The 17,279-nt window shown below is 57.2% G+C and carries 19 protein-coding genes; 4 read left to right on the top strand and 15 right to left on the bottom strand.

Annotated features, from left to right (window positions below; translation table 11 throughout):
- Positions 1–407 precede the first annotated feature (407 nt).
- On the top strand, positions 408–920 hold the full coding sequence (locus Har1129_RS01190) for an HTH domain-containing protein (RefSeq protein WP_151098989.1): 513 nt from the start codon (positions 408–410) through the stop codon (positions 918–920).
- On the opposite strand, the gene Har1129_RS01185 is transcribed toward Har1129_RS01190, so the two are convergent.
- Genes Har1129_RS01185 through Har1129_RS01175 form a run of 3 tightly spaced genes read right to left on the bottom strand, consistent with a single transcriptional unit; the run spans position 917 to position 4,213 of the window.
- Entirely contained in the window at positions 917–2,050 is a 1,134-nt protein-coding gene (locus Har1129_RS01185; RefSeq protein ID WP_151098988.1) for an ABC transporter permease, read from the bottom strand. The genes Har1129_RS01190 and Har1129_RS01185 overlap by 4 nt on opposite strands.
- On the bottom strand, positions 2,040–2,723 hold the full coding sequence (locus tag Har1129_RS01180; protein WP_151098987.1) for an ABC transporter ATP-binding protein: 684 nt from the start codon (positions 2,721–2,723) through the stop codon (positions 2,040–2,042). Before Har1129_RS01180 ends, Har1129_RS01185 begins: the two co-directional genes overlap by 11 nt.
- Positions 2,720–4,213: a hypothetical protein gene (locus Har1129_RS01175; RefSeq protein WP_151098986.1), complete on the bottom strand. Its 1,494-nt coding sequence runs from the start codon at positions 4,211–4,213 to the stop codon at positions 2,720–2,722. The genes Har1129_RS01180 and Har1129_RS01175 overlap by 4 nt, the downstream gene beginning before the upstream one ends.
- A gap of 168 nt (positions 4,214–4,381) precedes the next feature.
- Between Har1129_RS01175 and Har1129_RS01170 the strand changes: the two genes are divergently transcribed.
- Positions 4,382–5,260 (top strand): carbohydrate kinase family protein, encoded by an 879-nt coding sequence (locus tag Har1129_RS01170; protein ID WP_151098985.1) that lies wholly within the window; start codon positions 4,382–4,384, stop codon positions 5,258–5,260.
- Here Har1129_RS01170 and Har1129_RS01165 read toward each other — a convergent pair.
- The 4 genes from Har1129_RS01165 to Har1129_RS01150 form a co-directional block, all read right to left on the bottom strand.
- Positions 5,257–6,273 (bottom strand): phosphotransferase family protein, encoded by a 1,017-nt coding sequence (locus Har1129_RS01165; protein ID WP_151098984.1) that lies wholly within the window; start codon positions 6,271–6,273, stop codon positions 5,257–5,259. The genes Har1129_RS01170 and Har1129_RS01165 overlap by 4 nt on opposite strands.
- Before the next feature lie 93 nt (positions 6,274–6,366).
- Positions 6,367–7,038 carry a HAMP domain-containing sensor histidine kinase gene (locus Har1129_RS01160; RefSeq protein ID WP_225307712.1) on the bottom strand — a complete coding sequence of 224 codons (672 nt, stop codon included), beginning with the start codon at positions 7,036–7,038 and terminating at the stop codon, positions 6,367–6,369.
- Between the two features lie 34 nt (positions 7,039–7,072).
- Positions 7,073–7,900 (bottom strand): IS5 family transposase, encoded by an 828-nt coding sequence (locus Har1129_RS01155; RefSeq protein ID WP_151098983.1) that lies wholly within the window; start codon positions 7,898–7,900, stop codon positions 7,073–7,075.
- Positions 7,901–8,185: 285 nt separating this feature from the next.
- Positions 8,186–8,407 carry a hypothetical protein gene (locus tag Har1129_RS01150; RefSeq protein WP_151098982.1) on the bottom strand — a complete coding sequence of 74 codons (222 nt, stop codon included), beginning with the start codon at positions 8,405–8,407 and terminating at the stop codon, positions 8,186–8,188.
- A gap of 87 nt (positions 8,408–8,494) precedes the next feature.
- Here Har1129_RS01150 and Har1129_RS01145 point away from each other — a divergent pair, with 87 nt between their 5' ends.
- A complete protein-coding gene (locus tag Har1129_RS01145) occupies positions 8,495–8,806 on the top strand; it encodes a hypothetical protein (RefSeq protein WP_151098981.1) in 312 nt (103 codons plus the stop codon).
- Between the two features lie 267 nt (positions 8,807–9,073).
- On the opposite strand, the gene Har1129_RS01140 is transcribed toward Har1129_RS01145, so the two are convergent.
- From Har1129_RS01140 to Har1129_RS01125, 4 genes are all read right to left on the bottom strand, one after another.
- Positions 9,074–10,156 carry a hypothetical protein gene (locus Har1129_RS01140; RefSeq protein ID WP_151098980.1) on the bottom strand — a complete coding sequence of 361 codons (1,083 nt, stop codon included), beginning with the start codon at positions 10,154–10,156 and terminating at the stop codon, positions 9,074–9,076.
- Between the two features lie 586 nt (positions 10,157–10,742).
- Positions 10,743–11,024, bottom strand: a complete 282-nt coding sequence (locus Har1129_RS01135; protein WP_151098979.1) for a hypothetical protein — start codon at positions 11,022–11,024, stop codon at positions 10,743–10,745.
- 68 nt (positions 11,025–11,092) lie between these two features.
- Positions 11,093–12,088 carry a tyrosine-type recombinase/integrase gene (locus tag Har1129_RS01130; RefSeq protein ID WP_191906105.1) on the bottom strand — a complete coding sequence of 332 codons (996 nt, stop codon included), beginning with the start codon at positions 12,086–12,088 and terminating at the stop codon, positions 11,093–11,095.
- Entirely contained in the window at positions 12,078–12,452 is a 375-nt protein-coding gene (locus Har1129_RS01125; RefSeq protein WP_151098977.1) for a hypothetical protein, read from the bottom strand. The genes Har1129_RS01130 and Har1129_RS01125 overlap by 11 nt, the downstream gene beginning before the upstream one ends.
- 58 nt (positions 12,453–12,510) lie before the next feature.
- Here Har1129_RS01125 and Har1129_RS01120 point away from each other — a divergent pair, with 58 nt between their 5' ends.
- Positions 12,511–14,040, top strand: coding sequence for a replication factor C large subunit (locus Har1129_RS01120; protein ID WP_151098976.1), 1,530 nt, complete (start codon positions 12,511–12,513; stop codon positions 14,038–14,040).
- Here Har1129_RS01120 and Har1129_RS01115 read toward each other — a convergent pair whose 3' ends face one another.
- The 4 genes from Har1129_RS01115 to Har1129_RS01100 are packed head-to-tail and all read right to left on the bottom strand — an operon-like array spanning position 14,041 to position 17,249.
- On the bottom strand, positions 14,041–15,021 hold the full coding sequence (locus Har1129_RS01115) for an amino acid ABC transporter permease (RefSeq protein ID WP_151098975.1): 981 nt from the start codon (positions 15,019–15,021) through the stop codon (positions 14,041–14,043). It abuts the gene before it with no gap.
- Between the two features lie 3 nt (positions 15,022–15,024).
- Positions 15,025–15,777, bottom strand: a complete 753-nt coding sequence (locus tag Har1129_RS01110) for an amino acid ABC transporter ATP-binding protein (protein WP_151098974.1) — start codon at positions 15,775–15,777, stop codon at positions 15,025–15,027.
- Positions 15,774–16,454, bottom strand: coding sequence for an amino acid ABC transporter permease (locus tag Har1129_RS01105; protein ID WP_151098973.1), 681 nt, complete (start codon positions 16,452–16,454; stop codon positions 15,774–15,776). Before Har1129_RS01105 ends, Har1129_RS01110 begins: the two co-directional genes overlap by 4 nt.
- A 3-nt stretch (positions 16,455–16,457) precedes the next feature.
- A complete protein-coding gene (locus Har1129_RS01100) occupies positions 16,458–17,249 on the bottom strand; it encodes a basic amino acid ABC transporter substrate-binding protein (RefSeq protein WP_151098972.1) in 792 nt (263 codons plus the stop codon).
- Between the last annotated feature and the right edge of the window lie 30 nt (positions 17,250–17,279).

The raw sequence follows: 17,279 nt of genomic DNA, 5'->3' as shown, positions 1-17,279 counted from the left end.
TGTAACAGAGACATATGATGTCACTACTGGGTCCGGGGTCGAACAAGAACTGTGAAACACACAGCCAGCGAAATCTCGAACCGGTCGTCACGGGGCTGTTTGAGCACCAATGCCTCGGACAGACAAATATTCGGTTTCTTATAAATCTATGAATTCTCCGTCTCAACTAGAAGGAATGCACGTCAGATTTGTTCGACAGATATCGAAACTAACATCGACCTAAGAGGAAAATAGCTGTTGGAATCTTAATAGTATAAGGGGATTCCCCAGTCAGGTAAATACTCCATATTATCCGTATAGAGCGACTCATACTGTTGGTTCTTGGTATAGATTGTGTGTTGTATGGTAGCGCATGAGTCTGGGAAAGAGTTTTCAGGGTCTCCGGAGAAGCTAGCGATGAGAAAGCTATGACAGGGGACACACATCTTCGGGCGGAACTGTATCTTCGTGGAGATACCTACGGCACGTTCGACGCACAACAGCAGGTACTCAATCGCGTAAAGCGACTGGAGGCCAACGGCGTGTTCAGCGAGTCGATGGTCGCTGGCGAGTGGCAGCGGATCAGGACAATGGCGGAAGACAAGCGGGACGAAGCCATCCAGACCTACGAAGAGTTCAAAGACTGGGCGGGCCAGAACGGACACTCGCTCGAACCGGCCTTCGAGCGGCGAAATCGGAGTTACGTCGGGATGGATCGCGTCGACGACGTTGTCGTCTTCCCGGTCGTCTCGCTGGCGATCTACGACGGTGACGAACTGGAGGGCGTGTTCCCGTGCTCGGACGACGCCCGGACCTACACCGTCGGTGACGCGCTGGAGGCCTTCGAGCGCGGCGACGAAAACTGGCTTGCACAGTTCGACTCCCTGTCGGTCGACCGGACCGACCCGCTGCTGGAACCGGGCGTCGACGCGACGATTTAACCGCGTAGCGCGTCGACCGGTTCCTCGCTCGCTGCTTTCCAAGCCGGATACAGCCCGCTGACGATACTCGTCAGCACCCCAAAGGAGAACGCTGCACCGACGTACCAAGCGTTTGGCAGCCTGAAGACGGCCATCGCGTCGCCGACGGCATAGTGGTTTATTGCCAGTCCGGCACCGACACTCAGAATGACGCCAGCGATGCCTCCGAGGAACCCGAGCAGCGTCGCTTCCATCAACATCACTTTGAGGACATCCCGCTTCTGGTAGCCGACTGCTCTGAGGACGCCGATCTCTTCCCGGCGTTCGACAGTGGACATCAGCATGACGTTGAGGATCGAGATGCCGGCCACGAGCAACGAGATCGATGCGATGCCGGCAAGAACGGTGTTGATGATCTGGAACTGTTCTTCGATGGTGTCGACGAGCGAGCCTAGTTCCTGAACGAAGACCCGCTGCTCGCGGTCGTTGAGCGAGTCGCGTATCCCCATGGCTGTTTCGTTGGCCTGCGTCCCAGTGGACTCGATAACGTACACTTCCGAGTACCCCCGCTGGCTGAACGACGTAGCCGGCATGATGATTCGGTTATCGGGGTTCGTCGAGGAGAACGGGTCGCCTTCTTCGAGCACGGCCCGGATACGGACGCTGGTCCCGTTGACAGTGATCTGACTTCCCGGATGCAGGTCGTGCTCCTCCGCGACTGCTGACCCGACGAGCGCACCGGATCGGAACGGCGATACCCGTCCCTCTTTGGCCTCGTACAGTGCTGCCGGATCCTCGACGCCGTATATCGTTTCCCGTACCGCGTCCTCGCGGTTGTACGACACCGGCTCCACGCGCGTCTTTACCGGTGAGACAGTCGCTGTTGGGCTCGTCTCTCTGCGAATCGAACGGATATCGCGTTCGTTGAGCTCGGTGATATTTTCGCCGGAGTTCGGGTATACCGTAAGCTGATTTCCGACGTTGCCGAGGTTCTGGGTAAATGAGTACTGGAGTGCGACGCCGAACATCCCCAGCGAAGCGATGGCAACGACACCGATGACGATACCCAGCGACGCCAGCAGTGACCGCATCTTCGTCCGTGTGAGGTTGCGCCGCGCCATCAGCGCGGCCGGGAAGAACCTACCCGCCATTCTTGCGTTCCCTCCCGATGGTGCCGTCGACCAGATGGACGGTCCGGTCGACGTATTCGTTGACCAAGTCGTCGTGGGTGACCGCGACGATTGCCACGTCGTCTTCGTCGGCGATACGGCGGAACTCGTCGAGTATCTGTCGCCCGGTTTCGCTGTCGAGGTTGCCCGTCGGCTCATCGGCGAGCACGACCTTCGGGCTGTTGATGAGCGAGCGTGCGATGGCGACGCGTTGCTTCTGGCCGCCCGATAGCTCGTCGGGCTTGTGGTCGAGTCGGTCTCCGAGCCCGAGCCGCTCTAAGAGCGTTCTGGCCCGTTTTTTGACCTTCGGGTCACTGTCCAACAGCAGGGGGACCTCGACGTTCTCGACGGCAGTCAGCGTCGGCAGGAGATAGAAGTGCTGGAACACGAACCCGATCGTCCGCTTGCGGAGCGCGGTCCGCTTGCTGTCGCCGAGTCCAGTCACGTCCTGCCCCTCCAGCAGAACGGTTCCTTCGGTCGGCGTATCCAGCAGCCCGAGGATGTTCAGCAGGGTCGTCTTGCCACTGCCGCTTGGCCCCATAATCGAAACGAACTCGCCGGCTTCGAGGGCGAAGTCGATACCAGCCAGTGCATAGAGGGTCTGGCCCCCGGTGCGGTACCGCTTGACCAGCCCCTGTGCGTCGATAACCGTCATACCTCGATATCGTCGTCACTGCTTCGGTAGCGGCGCACGAGGACACCGACGACGACCAGTAGCGCCAGCCCGCCAGCGACGAACACCGGCAGCATACTGTTCTGGTCACTACTCCCGCTGTCGCCGTTCTGGTCGGGCTGTGGTGCCACACCGCCCATCTGGTCGGTATTTACTTCGAACGTCTGTCGCTTCCGCGTGTCGTCGACGAGGTAGGTCACTTCCAGTGGCACCGACGTGACGTTCCCCTCCGTCCGGGCGTACACGTCGAAGGAGACGAAGTCACTGGACGGAACCGTGCCGACGAAGTAGTCGCGATTCGGCGTCGCCGGAGTGACGTTCTCGGTGTTGACGACACTGACGAGGACGCTGTCAGCATCCGTTGAGCCGACGTTGCTCGCACTCCCGGAAATCTGGAGGCGTCCCCCCTGCCGAATCACGTCGAGACCGGTGAGATCTATCGTTCCCGGGACGGACCGGAGCGTTGTTTCGGCGGTCGTCTGCTCCGTTTCGGTCCCGAGTTCGTAGTTGGCCGTAACAGTGACATCCGCACGAGGCTCATCCATCGTGGCGTTCAGTCGCACCTGACGGGTCGTACTGGCTGAGATGTTCTCGAGCAGTACACGCTGGAACGACGCGTTCTCCGACGTTGCACTGACCATGACGTCCGATATCGGAGCGTTAGCCCCGTTAGAGACAGCAACGCGTAGCGCCCGGTCGGTGCCGCTACCGACCGCCGTCGTGTCGAGTTCCACACTGTTCCGGAGTGGATCAGACTCGATGACCGTCGTCCGGGTCGTGGTGCGCGTGGTGTCGCCAGCGACCGTGTAGTGGACCGTTGCGGTCAGCGAGTGTTCGCCAGCGGACTCAGGCCGGAATCGGAACGGGGCGGTCATGGAACCATTCTGAGAGATACTTGACGCCACTGTTCGGCTCTGTGTCATTTCGACGTCGTCGCCTTTGACAACGACTTCGACGTTCGTTATCTGGGAGTCGAGCCCGTTTGCGACGGTGACGTTCCCGGTCGATTCGACGCCGGCGACAGAGTCGCTGGCCGTGAGATCTACCTGTGGGTGACGCTCTTCGACGTTGAGCTTCACCGGATATCTGAGTTCGACGTTGTCGCCAGTCCCGCGGTCGCGGCCGTATACGATGACGCGGAGGTCCTTGCTTCCGGACGAATCGAAGGAGGCAGTCAGGGGCACTTCCAGTGTGCTGCCCGGCGAAATCGAGCCCAGATTCGAGACGCGCTCGTACTCTGTGATACCTCTCCCACCGGATTTCCGGATCGCGATGTCGTTGATTTCGAGCGGAGCGTCGCTGTTCTCGAGGTTTCGAACCGTCGTCTCGAACGTGACGGTTTCACCCGGTGCGGGTGACGACGGCGACACCTCGACGTTCGATATCGACGCGTTGACGCTCGCGCCGGCCACTGACAGCGGAAGGGAGCCGACGACGACTAAGCAGGCGAGGACAGCCACACCGTGGCGCATCACGCAGTCACCTCTACCTGCAGTCGTCGTATGCTGGCCCAACCACTCATCGGGAGGACAGTATCGGGGACCATTGCCATGTGCGCCGGTCTGTCCCGGGCAATGTTAAATATGCTGCATATATCTCAGTGGGAAACTGCTATCACAGCGCCCCTCCCAGCGGTTGGCATGCGCGTCATCTGTGCCGGCCACATCAACTGGGACGTGACGCTCCACGTCGACCACCTCCCGGAGCCCGACGGCGAAGGCCGTATCACCGACCGGTCGCAGTCCAGCGGCGGAAGCGCGTCGAACGTGGCCGTCGCACTCGCCGGGCTTGATGCGGACCCACTCGTCCTCGGCAGTGTCGGCCAAGACGATCACGGAAATATGGCCCGGCGCGAACTGAAAGCAACCGGCGTCGAGACGCTACTGGTCGAGTCGGACGAGTCGACGGCGGTGAAGTATCTCATCGTAGACGAGAACGGCGATGTGGCGGTGCTTGGAAACGACGGGGCTAACGAGGCGTTCTGCGCGTCGGACCTCCCGGCTGAGACTCTGGCCGAGGCGGACCACCTCCACCTGACTGGCCAAGATCCTGCAACAGCTGCGACGCTCGCACGCGACGCCGCGACCGCGGACATCCCAGTGAGCTTCGACCCCGGCCGGCGGCTCCCGTACCGCGATTACTCGGCAGTCCTCTCACATGCGGACATCCTGTTTTGCAACGACCGGGAGGCCGACCATGCCAGAGACAGCGGGCTCTTCGAGACAGTGCCGACAGTTGTGGTCAAACACGGGGACTGCGGCGCAACAGCGTATACCGACGACCGGACAGTCACGAACGCCGGGTATCCCATAGAATCTGTGGACACTGCAGGCGCGGGAGACGCGTTCGCCGCGGGATACCTTCTCGCCAGTGCACAGGAGACCGATACAGAGCGGGCGCTCGCGGTCGCTAATGCCTGTGGCGCGCTCGCAACGCGGTCACCCGGCGCACAGACGACACTCGACTGGGACTCTGTGTGGGAACTAGTCGACGGCGGCCAGTCTCCCGAAACGGCCTAATCCGCCTGTATCTCTTCGACGAGTCGCTCGAACTGCTGGCGGTACTGGGCTTCAGCACGAGCCACAGCGAGGCCGGACTCGTCGGCGAAGACGGCCTCGAAGCCGGCCATCCGCCACAGGAGCGTGGAGAGCTGATAGAGTGGTCGTCGCTGCTCGTAGCCTTCGCCGAACTCCATCGGACGCATCTCCTGATACCCCTCGTGGAACGCCGTTCGGAGCGAGTCACGCAGTTCCGGGTCCTGAAACGACGAGTCGATGAAAAGGAACTCGGTCTGTGCGAGGTTGTACTCCGGCCGTGCCGCGAGCACGTCCTGCCAGTCGAGGACGGCCGTAATCGGTGCGTCCGCCGTCCGCTCGAACATCAGGTTCGCCGGCCTGAAGTCGTCATGTACCAGACGCGGGACGCCGTCTTCCGGCACCATATCCAGAGCCGGTTCGATGCAGTCCCACGCTCGGTCTGTCATGTCCTCGAAGGGCGTCCCATCGAGGTGAGAGAGGTGAGATCTGGTGAGGCGCTCGAAGTACTCCCGCCAGCTACCCATCCAGTCACTCACGATGATCCGGTCGTCGTGGAGCGTGAGTCGGCCGAACGCCTCGAATCCGATCTCGGAGTGCATGTCGCCGAGGATCCGTCCGGACTGGGCTAGCACTCGCCGTCGGTCCTCGGTCGAAAGCCCGGCAAATTCCTCAGCCAGATTCTCGCCGTGGATGCGTTCGGTCACGAAATACGGTGGTACGTCGGCATCAGGGTCGTCCTCGTAGACGAGGATGCGTGGAACAGGAACGTCGGTCCGGGCGGCGACAAAGTCGTGGAGACAGGGCTCGACCGCGAACGGGACATCGCCCTGTGGCTTGAACTTCACGACCACCTCGTACGTCTCGCCGTTGTGGCGTAGCGTTACCATGTAGACATCGCTCTGGTGGCCCCCACCCGGTGCCTCGAACTGGAACCCCTCGTAATCCGGGCCTGACTCTTTTAGCACGGCTTCGATGTCCTGTTCCGGAGTCTGCACTGAGCTATCATATAGTGGGCGAGCAAATAAATCTGTCAATCCCGCCACGGACAGCACGGACACCCGGTTCGGACCCTGCCAGTCGCCGCCGCGCTACCAAGAGTGAAACGGTGAGACCGGTTTCGTTCCGTCGGTTACTTCGAATCGTGCGCCGCCGGCCCTGCTCTCGGTCACCGAAATGTCCCAGCCGTGAGCGTCGGTGATCTGGGCAACGATAGACAGGCCGAGGCCGTTGTCACTGTCTGAGAGGCCGTCAACCGAGAGAACATCGTTCAGTTTCTCGGATGGGATTCCCGGTCCGTCGTCGGCGACGTAGAAGCCGGTCACGCGGCCCTCGGTTCGCTCGTCCCCATCTATCTCGGCTGCCTCGTCGTCGAGAAGCGGACCCACCCAGACGGTCACGTCATCGCCCGCGTGGTCCGCCGCGTTCCGGAAGAGGTTCTCGAACACCTGTTTGAGGCGGTTCTGGTCACCGAACACCGGGGCAGACCCCTCGACCGTTAGCGTCGCGTCAGCCGTTCTGGCCATCTCCCATGTCCGTTCGACAATGGTCTCAAGCGAAATGGCGGTTCGATCTTCGACCGCGTACCCCTCTCTGGCGAGTGTCAGCAGATCATCGATGAGCGCTTCCATGCGAGCCACGCCTTCCTCCGCATCTTCAAGATGAGACAGGTCGCCGGTCTCACGCGCGAGTTCGAGCCGCCCCTCGACAACGTGGAGCGGGTTTCTGAGGTCGTGTGAGACGACACCGATGAACTGTTCCATCCGGCCGTGGTGAATCAGCAGACGTAGCTTGATTTCACGGTTTCAGAGACTGCTTGATGTTGTGAACGACACACATCAAGACGAGTTCACGAAATTCGCCGTACCAAGTTCGCGCACGCACGGTGTCGCCGAGCGTGCGCTTAATCGTGGAGAAAACGGTCTCACACATCGCTCGTTGGCGGTATTGAGGTCCATCGATCCGCGCGTTATGCGCGTGATCGATGGGCTGGAACTCACGATGTTTGATCAACGGTCTTACGCCCTCTTCGCGGAGTTTTTCGCGTAAATCCATCCAGTCATAGCCTTTGTCCGCAGCGAGGCTGGCGAGGTCGCCCGCGTTGCGTCGGGCGACCTGCCAGCCGAGCTGTGTGTCGTGGCGTTTCTCAGTCGTACAGTGAACGTCTAGAATCGCTTGGCTTTCTGTGTCGACGAGAGCTGTCGCTTTGAGCGTCTGAACCCGGTAATTCGTCCGCCGACAGTAGTGTTTGCTAGCGTTTTCGCGGTCGAAAAACGTCGCATCGATAGCGGCGTGATCGCTTGGCTCGTGCAGCTGCGCCGACAGGCGCAGCAGCACTCGCCAGAGTTCGGTTTTGATTCTGTCAAACCACTTGACTAGCGTGGAGTGATCGGGGAGATCGGCCGCGTCAAGGCCGATCTTCCCAAGTATTTGTGGCATCTCGCTCAGCAAATCAAGTGCTTCTCGGTAGGACTTTCCTAGGTAAACCCGCAGACAGTGCAGCGACACCACCGCATACTCGGCGAAGCCGCCACCCCCTTCGGGGGCGGCGACTTCGCCTCGCTCACCAACAGCATTTTTAGCTAACTGAACGACATTGCTCGTGAAGCGGGAAATTTTCGACATGAACCATCGGCGGTTTCCCGCTTCATTCCACTAGTTCTAACGGTCGAAGTCGACGCTTTCCAGCGATTCACCAGAGCCAGACATCCCGATCACCTGCCCTATAGACGCCTGATTTCTTACTGAAACACTCACTACACACCATTGCATCTGAATCAATATCCATACACCTTCCAACGGGAGAATCTTCAGGAACACTCACTTCCGGTGAGTTATCGACGCCACACGAAGGGCATACAGAAGAATGGTCTATGAAGTCGTCTAACGTATGATTTTGATTAGTTGCGCTCATAGGTCATCACCTCCTTCCTCGTCCTCAGAATTCGCTTCAGCGTGGTCTTGAACGACAAAATCATACATCGTTATTGAGGATAAGATATCATCCTCTGATGCAGAAGCATAGTACTCCTCTAAATCATCTCGCTCTAAGGCTCTACGTGCGAAATCCTCGTAGAGATCTTTCTGTTCATCGTACTCTGCGCTTTCATCTAAATAATCTATCAGATTCATACATAAATAGTGGTTAGAACACCCTAATAATATTCGCACTACGAAGTAGTGTAAATAGTATTAGGACAGGAGATTCTACATTCTTGTATGAGTAAAACTCGGAAGAGGTTATTGATTGTACAGTTATCAGTATCAAAATATTACAGAAAGAATCACTGTGGATTCAGCGTAGCAGAACTATATGAATTCATGGAGAATCAGAACGGGAAGAATCCAGTCCAGAAAAGAACGGTTAGAAGGTGTCTGAATGATCTCGTTGATGTTGGCTTCGCTAAGAAGAAAGAAATGGTTAACAGTACTCTATACGTTCCAGATATCGCCTTATTTCCTCAGCCAGAAGACTCGGTTCAGCGGTCTGATCCGGAAGAGCTGATTGTGTTTGATTTTAGCGGAGAATGAATATTGGTCTGTTGTCGTTGGTGGTGCAGTTATTTTTGGCTTCCATAGGGAAGGTGTCGTAGACCAGATGACAGTGACAGGCCTCCACACCAGCTGTGACAACCTAAGATCTCCTTCGTCTCGAACCCCTAACTAACGTCAAATTGTGATTGCTGTACCACCAGTCAGAACCAGATCTATTGAGGAGAGCTAATCTGCTCTACGAATTCTGGAGAATAGTACGCTACTATAGTCCTCAAAAGGAATTTCGAATCTGAAACGCTCTAATCAATTCTGCTCTACCATATTCTCTAACGGAGCCATTTTCATATTCTGTACATACGTCTCAAACTTCTCGTGGAGGTCCCACTGAATACTCCCGATGCCACTCTTTCTGAGACTACTATTGGTTGCATCGAGGATAGCGTTCCACTGCTCAAGAGCCACCTCAGCAGGTAGTTCTGTGTCTTCGATGTACTCGTCATCCTTCAGCACAAGATCGCTCGCAGACGTGTTTTTGAGTTTGTTTAGCTTCGTCTGCTTGTTCCTCGTATCGGCATTTTCGATTTCGTCTATCTTGTCCTTCTTGTACTGTAACACCACTTCACGGGCGTTGAAATCGACCATCGTGACCCAGTGAATATCGAGGTCATCAACGTAGGACTCAACTGTAGCATCCGTCTTGATGCCGTAGATATTACTCACTATCTCAGCTACTTGGTTAGATGTATAGTGAGTTGGATCAATACCGTCCTTCTCAATCTCGTTCTCCAAAGCAATCTGAATAGCTTCTACTCGATCTTCTTTTCCATCACCTTGTGAGAATCCAGCTCCATCGCTACTATGCTCGACACTCCTCAGATCATCCAGAGTGAGATCATCATGGACCTGTAGGCCATCGTCTTCGTCACTGTAGGCAGATACGAAGTCATATGCCGTCATCACACCCTCGAACCTACTGTTATCTCCTTCAACGACCGCCTGCGCTACTGGGTGTGACGGGTACGTGCCGTCATCGATGTACTGGTAGATCTCTCGCTTACACTTAATCCGGTCAAGCCTATCCGTGTAGGCAGACTCAGCAAGGTTGACCACTGCATCAGCGATGTGTTCTCCGATTCCTCGTTGAACCTTGAGTTGGTTATTCACGAAGTCCTGAGGCAGATGTACGTTCACATGAGCCTGCATTTCGTCGTTCTCTGTGTCTACCACCAGATCGCTCTTTTTTATTTTTTGAAGAGCCCTCACGGTTTTTACTGAGGCTATGGAGGATAGCTGAGAATCAACAAAATTCTCAGTTTCAGTCAGAGAGTCCGTGTACTCCTCGTTAGCAAAGAATAGAGCCTCAAATGCGTTCAGACCCTTAGTCATAGAGTCTCCATCGTCACTCTTGAGCCACTGATATGCGTATTTCGGCATCTTCAGTTGTTTTCTATCCGATTCGCCATTCTGATATATCGTTTGTTCTACCATTTCCGGTTAGATGTATGTATATTTCTCCCTAAAGGTCTATTCACACCAGAGCGTGGATAGGAAAACACCCTTGTTAGTAAACAGTATGTAAAGTGTTAGTAGTAATATATTATATATTATATTGTATTGCTGTGCTGCTGGTGCTGTGGTCGTGGCTGAACACTATTCTGCCGTTAGAAGCGTTCTCTCAACTGAATGGTTCTCTGATGTACCCTTCCTCTCGCAGAATAACTCGCAAAGGCGATTCAAAAAATAAAAAATAGAACTGAGTGAGTTTTCACTGAGTCTTAGCACAGAGTGGACACTGATCTCTCTTAGCTGGGTCGTAGAAGATCTCGTGGATAGAACAGATCTTCACGGTCTTGTCCTCTGATTCTGGTTTCTGTTGTTGTGCGCTCATGATATCTCACTATATTGTTGGTCTATCTACATAATAAACGCCCTATCCTAAATTACTTGCGGTAATATTGGTTTAGAATGAGAGTTAGATTCCGTAGAGGACTGCTTCTTCTTCGTCAAGGACTTCGATTCCGTACTGGTTCTCGATCTCGTCCTCGGATTGGGCTATATTCGCTATGAGTGGACGGAGAATCTTGCTCTCTTCCACGTCTTCGACGGTGACTACTCTGGCCATCTCTCCGAATTCCTCCTCTCGTTGTTCAGGGAATCCGATTGCGTCAAGATCTACACGGATGTATTCGATCTCGTCATCAGCAAGGTCTTGAATGATCTCCCGGTAGTGAGACTGGATCTCTTCGTCGTCCATGAGTGTCTACAAACCTGTTTCAGAACCTAACCAGTATTTTGGTAAGGTCTTCTCCGTAAGATCTCGTATTAAGGAGCGTAGGTACGCTCTGCTTCTTCTATGTCGTCTTCTCGGAAGTGGAGGTAGTTTTCTTTGGTAACGGTCACATCTGCGTGACCCATGAGTTCGGACAGATAGGCTATGGGCATCCCGTTTTTCGTCCTATGGACGCCGTAGGATTTCCGCAGTAAATGGGCATTGACTCGTTTCATCTCATTACCTGCACGATTCTCATACATCACGTCTTGAATTCCTGCTCGTTCAGCTATCTCTGCTATGAATTTAGTGATGTATTCTTTGTTGAGGCTGTATTTTTCGTTCGATACGAGCAAGTGACCGTGATCTTCTTTGTCTTCACTCAACCCGACAAAGCCTTCTCGATAACCTTCGTCAATATATTGACGGAGTAGAACACTGAATTTTCGGTCATAGTAGACTGTGCGTGTTCCGGTGTCCTTGTATTTTCCAGACTTAGCGTTCCTGATCGTTATACTTCGGTTGTCTCGATCTATATCTGAAATACGAACATCAGCAGCTTCACTCACTCTACAGCCCGTTTGCCATAGAAGGCGTACCATCACCTTGTCACGGACATTATCTGTTGCCTTGACCAACTTTTCGTATTCTTCGATGGAGAGGTACTGCCCTTTGTTGTTTTCTGTGTGGTATTGGTCTTGCCTCGTCTGTTCGAGGTCTTCTACGGAAACGTCTTCAACTGGGTTCGACTCAACAAAATTTCTCGTGACCAGCTCATTGAATACTCCAGATAGAGCGTAGGCTTTCCCTCTAACAGAACGGGGGGCGTAATCATCAGTGAGTAAGTGGCTCACCCAGTCATCTACTTCTACGCTTCCTACATCTCTCAGATCGTCTTCAATTGAAAATTCTGTGAACTGTTTGATGACCACTTTCCGGTTCCGATACGTATTCTCTGTGAAACGGGCGTCAATTTTGGTAAAGACTCTATCTAACTGGTCCTTCGACTCTTCGTTGAGGCCAAGATCTGCTATGAATTCATTTTTCATCAGTGTCCTCCGTCGAAGAGTCTTGGTTGCCATCGAGATCTCGAATCATATTGGCATATTCCCAGATAGCTTCTCCTATCATACTCTCTAATTCGTCCATGTCTGATTTTGTAATAGAATTCTGTCTGTGGGCGTCAAGACTGTCTTGCAATCGAGAGTTCTTCTTTTCTAAAGATTCGACAGCCTCCATAATCTGGTACAGTTCTTCGTATTGATCTATCTCGGAGTTGGATTCAGTGCTGATTTCCTGTTCGACGGATTTGCGGACAAGATCGCTAACACTGTCGTATTCAGGGGTTTCGCCAACGTAATCTTGCCAGCGTTGTTTCTTCTCGTCCGAAACGACTACACGAACACGTGGCATACTCCATCTTAATGATTCGACACGCAAATATCTATGGTCATAGTATGGGGATGATTTGATGGATTGGACGGAGAAGTACCGCCCGACGACGCTATCAGAGGTGCGGGGCAACGACAAGGCCCGCGACGCACTCAAAGAATGGGCGGACACGTGGGACGACCACCGCGAGGCGGTCATCATCCACGGGTCCCCGGGCATCGGGAAGACCTCGGCCGCCCACGCGCTGGCAAACGACATGGGGTGGCCGACCATCGAACTCAACGCCAGCGACTCCCGGACGAAGGACGTTATCAATCGGGTGGCCGGCGAAGCCGCCAAGTCCGGCACGCTGACCGCCGGCGGTGGCGGCCGCCGACTCGTCATCATGGACGAGGCGGACAACATCCACGGCAACGCCGACCGCGGCGGTGCGCGGGCTATCACCGCCCTCGTGAAGGAGGCCAGCCAGCCGATGGTGCTCATCGCCAACGAGTACTACGAGATGTCGAACGGCCTGCGGAACAACTGTCAGGACATCGAGTTCCGAGACGTCTCGCCCCGCTCTATCGTTCCCGTCCTCCGTGACCTCTGTCGGCAAGAGGGCGTCGAGTACGAGTCCGACGCGCTGCAGGAACTCGCCGAGCAAAACAGCGGCGACCTGCGGGGTGCGGTCAAGGATCTCCAAGCCATCGCCGAGACAACGGAGCGACTCACTACTGACGACGTAATTACTGGCGAGCGCGACACGACAGAGGGCATCTTCGAGTACCTCGACGTGGTGCTGAAGGAAGCCGGCGCACAGGAGGCCTTGGAGGCCAGCTACGACGTGGACGAGACACTCGACGACCTCATCAACTGGATCGAGGACAATATGCCAAAGGACTACGAGGGCACTGAACTGGTGCGGGCCTACGAGTTCCTCTCGAACGCCGACCAGTGGCTCGGCCGGGTGCGTGAGACGCAGAACTACTCCTTCTGGCGGTACGCTGGCGATAACATGACCGCCGGTGTCGCCGCGGCGCGGGACGGGACGAAAGGCGGCTGGACCCGCTACGGCCCGCCGAGCTACTGGTCGAAACTCGGGCGGTCAAAGGGGACCCGTAACACCCGGGACTACGTCGCCCAGCAAATCGCGACTATCGATGGCGTCTCGATGCGGACCGCTCGCCGGGAGATCATGCCGTTCCTCGCGACGATGACCCACCACTGCCGGAACCGAGAGCTAACGGTGGCGATGGCGGCGACCTACGATATGGAGGCCGAACACGTGTCTTTCGTCACCGGGTCGGGGAAGGACACGAACAAGGTGCAGGACATCGTCGCTGACGCGGAGGCGCTCAAGGAGGAAGCCGCCGTCGAACACTCCGGCGGGGCGTTCGAGGGTGCAAGTGTCGAAGGCGGTGACGGAGAAAGCGATGCAGGTGGCGCTGGTGAAACCGATGCCGACCCTTCCGAAGAAGGCAGCGAACAGCAGGTATCGCTTGCGGCCGACGATAGTGTTGACTCTGACGCCGTCAGTGACGAGACCACGACCGACGACGAGACGGAGGCAGCGAGCGAGGCGGCCGAGGAGGACGACCAGCAGTCCGGCCTCTCTGATTTCATGTAGTCACCGACCGGTCGTCCCGAGGCCGGGAATCGCGACTCGGTCTTCGACGTAGTCCATCACAAGTGACGCCGAGATGACCAGCGCTAGGTACAGCAGGCCGGCGAGGACGAACAGTTCCGTGTACCGGTAGGTCTCGCTTGCGATGGCATCAGTCCGCTCGAACAGTTCGCGGACGGTGATGAAACTCGCCAGCGAGGAGTACTTGATGAGGTACACCAGTTCGTTCGACCAGCCCGGAATCGCGTAGCGAAGGCCCTGCGGCAGGACGACGTGGCGTATCCCATCGACCTTGGAGAGCCCGATTGAACGAGCGGCGGTGAGTTGCCCCTCCGGGACGGAGTTCAGCGCCGACCGGATGTATTCTGACTGGTAGGCCGCGCTGTTTAAGGTAAACGCGATGACAGCCACCCAGAACGCCTGTGCGGGGATGAATCCGCTCCCAACGGTGGGCAGCTCACGGATGACCGTCGTCAGCGGCGTCGCGAAGTAGAGGACGAACAGCTGGGCGAGCAGTGGTGTCCCGCGGAACAGCTCAGTGTAGCCCAGTGCGACCGAGCGGGTGGCGCTCCCGCCGTACACTCGGGCGACGCTGAGCGGGACGGCGATGACGAACCCGAAGGCGATACCCAGCACCGTCAGCAGTATCGTCGCCCACACGCCGGTCGCCAGTTGTGGCAGGTAGGGGATCGACGCCGCCAGAAACTCGAAGAAGCCGGCGACCCAGCCGACAGGGAACCCGACCGGACCGAGACTCGCCGCGAGATCACCGAGCGTCCCCGCGACCGCCTCGAACGGTGCCGTCGGGAAGAACGACGTGTTGCGTTCGATAAGCGCGCCGTCAAGCAGGAAGTCGTTCGTCCAGCGTACGACGAGCCACGTCCAGAAGACCGCAACAGTAAGCAGCGTCAGCGGCTGGTCGGTCAGCCCGGCGGCACGGGCGCGAATCGTCCGTCCACCGGTCGTGGACTCCGGCGTCCCCATCGGTCACTCCCCCTCGTGGGTCGTCTCTAGACGGCTGAGGAACTCACCGGTCCGGGCCGCTTGTGGGTTCTCGAACAATTGCTTCGGCGGGCCGTGTTCGACGATTTCACCGTCGTCGAGGAAGATGATGTCCGACGCCGCAGACCGCGCGAACCCCATCTCGTGGCTGACCACGAGCATCGTGATGCCCTCGGCGGCGAGGTCACGCATCACATCGACGACTTCGCCGACGAGTTCCGGGTCGAGCGCGCTGGTCGGCTCGTCGAACAGCAAGAGCTTCGGGTCCATCGCCAGCGCGCGGGCGATACCGACCCGCTGTTTCTGGCCGCCTGATAGTTCGGCGGGGTAAGAGTCAGCCTGATCCAGCAGGCCGACCTGTTCGAGGTGTTCGTAGCCCCTCTCTTGGGCCGCTTGCTTGTCCATCCCGCGGACCTTCCGCAGGCCGAGCGTGACGTTGCCAAGCGCTGTGAGGTGGGCGAAGAGATTGAAATCCTGAAAGACCATCCCGACCTGTTTTCGGAGTTCGTTCACGTCGGTGTCGGCGTCGGTGACGCAGTCGCCGTCGAGGTAGATGTCCCCGCCGTTGATCTCGGTGAGGCGGTTCACACAGCGGAGCATCGTTGACTTCCCGCTGCCGCTGGGGCCGATGACCACGTCGACGTCACCGGCGTCCATCTCGAAACTGACGCCGGAGAGCACCTGTTCTTCGCCGTAGGACTTGTACACGTCGTCGAGTTCCAGCAGCGGAGTGCTCACGCGCGCTCACCTCCGGGGATGCTGAAGTGGTCGTCGACGTAGTCGAGCGAGCGGTTCGTCACGAACGTGAGAACGAAGTAGATGAGGCTCACAGTCAGGAAAATCTCAAGTGCGGCGGTGCTCTGACCGCCCTGATAGAGGTTCTGGCCGACGGTCAGTAGTTCGCCGATACCGATGACGATAGCGATGCTCGTGTCCTTCAGGACGATGGTGAACTCGTTTTGGAAGCCGGGGACGCTCCGGCGGAGCGCCTGCGGGACGACCACGCTGCGGATCGCCTGTAGTCGGCCCATGCCGACGGCGCGAGCGGCTTCCAGTTGTCCCTCATCGACGCTCTGGAGCGCGCCACGGAAGATCTGTGACTGATACGCAGCGCTCCGGAGGCCGAGCGCGATGGTTGCGGTCACGAAGGCGCTGCTTGACACCGAGAGCCCGAAGAACAGCAAGATGATGATGACGAGCAGCGGCGTTCCGCGGAGTACGACGCCGGCTGTCTCGACGGCGCGCTTGAGCGGGCCGCGACCGTATACTTCGACGGCTCCCGCCGGGAACCCGAGCAGAAAGCCAAGCAAGATGCTCGCCGCTGTCAGGGCGACCGTGACACCCGTGCCGACGAGTAGCAGGTCGAGGTTCCCGATGACGAACGCCCAGTCACTCTGCAACGGGAGTGGTGGCATCGGTTACTGCTGGCCGAACCACTTGTTCGTCAGGTCCTGATAGGTGCTTCCGTCCCTGACAGTGGACAGTCCGTCGTTGAGAGCCTGCGTGAACTCGTCGTCACCATCGCGGACGCCGAACCCGAAGTTCTCGCCAGTCTCGTACGTGAAGGCGATAGTGACCGGGCGCTGGGCGGCGAAGGTCTGAGCGACCGGCTCGTCGATGACGACCGCGTCGATGTTGCCGTTCTGGAGGTCCTCGACCGCCAGCACGTAGTTGCCGTAGGAGTTGTAGTTCGACTCGTCGAGGTTCCCCGGCGAAATGAGTTCGTCCTGTACCGTCGTTTCGCCAGTTGTGCCCTTCTGTGCACCGATTGGGCGTCCGGAGAGGTCCGAAAGCGACGACGGCGAGAAGTCGCCGTCTTCGCGGACGACAATCGCCTGATTCGAACTGTAGTACGGATCGGTGAAGTCGATGGTCTCGTCGCGCTCGTCGTTGATCGTCATCCCCGCGGCGACCACGTCGATGTTGTCGTTTGTTAGCGCCGGAATCAGGGACTTGAACTCGTACTCCTCCCAGCCGGTCAGGGTGTAGTCGGTCTCTGCAACGACCGCTTCCAGCAGGTCGATGTCGAACCCGACGAGTTCGCCGTCCTGCTTCATCTCGAACGGAGGGAACCCGGGTGCGGTGCCGGCAGTGATTTCGGTACTGCCGTCGCCACCCCCGCCGCCGAAACAGCCGGCAAGCGAGACAGTCACTGCGGTTCCACCGACCGTGGAGAGATACTGGCGTCGTGAAAGGCCGTCGTCTGACATAATCCCCACCACACGACAGACCGGAATATA

Origin of the sequence: Haloarcula sp. CBA1129, assembly GCF_008729015.1 — an archaeon.
Taxonomy (GTDB): Archaea; Halobacteriota; Halobacteria; order Halobacteriales; family Haloarculaceae; genus Haloarcula.
Note: the sequence above shows the minus strand (reverse complement) of the source record. Positions and strands in the feature narration are given on the sequence as shown.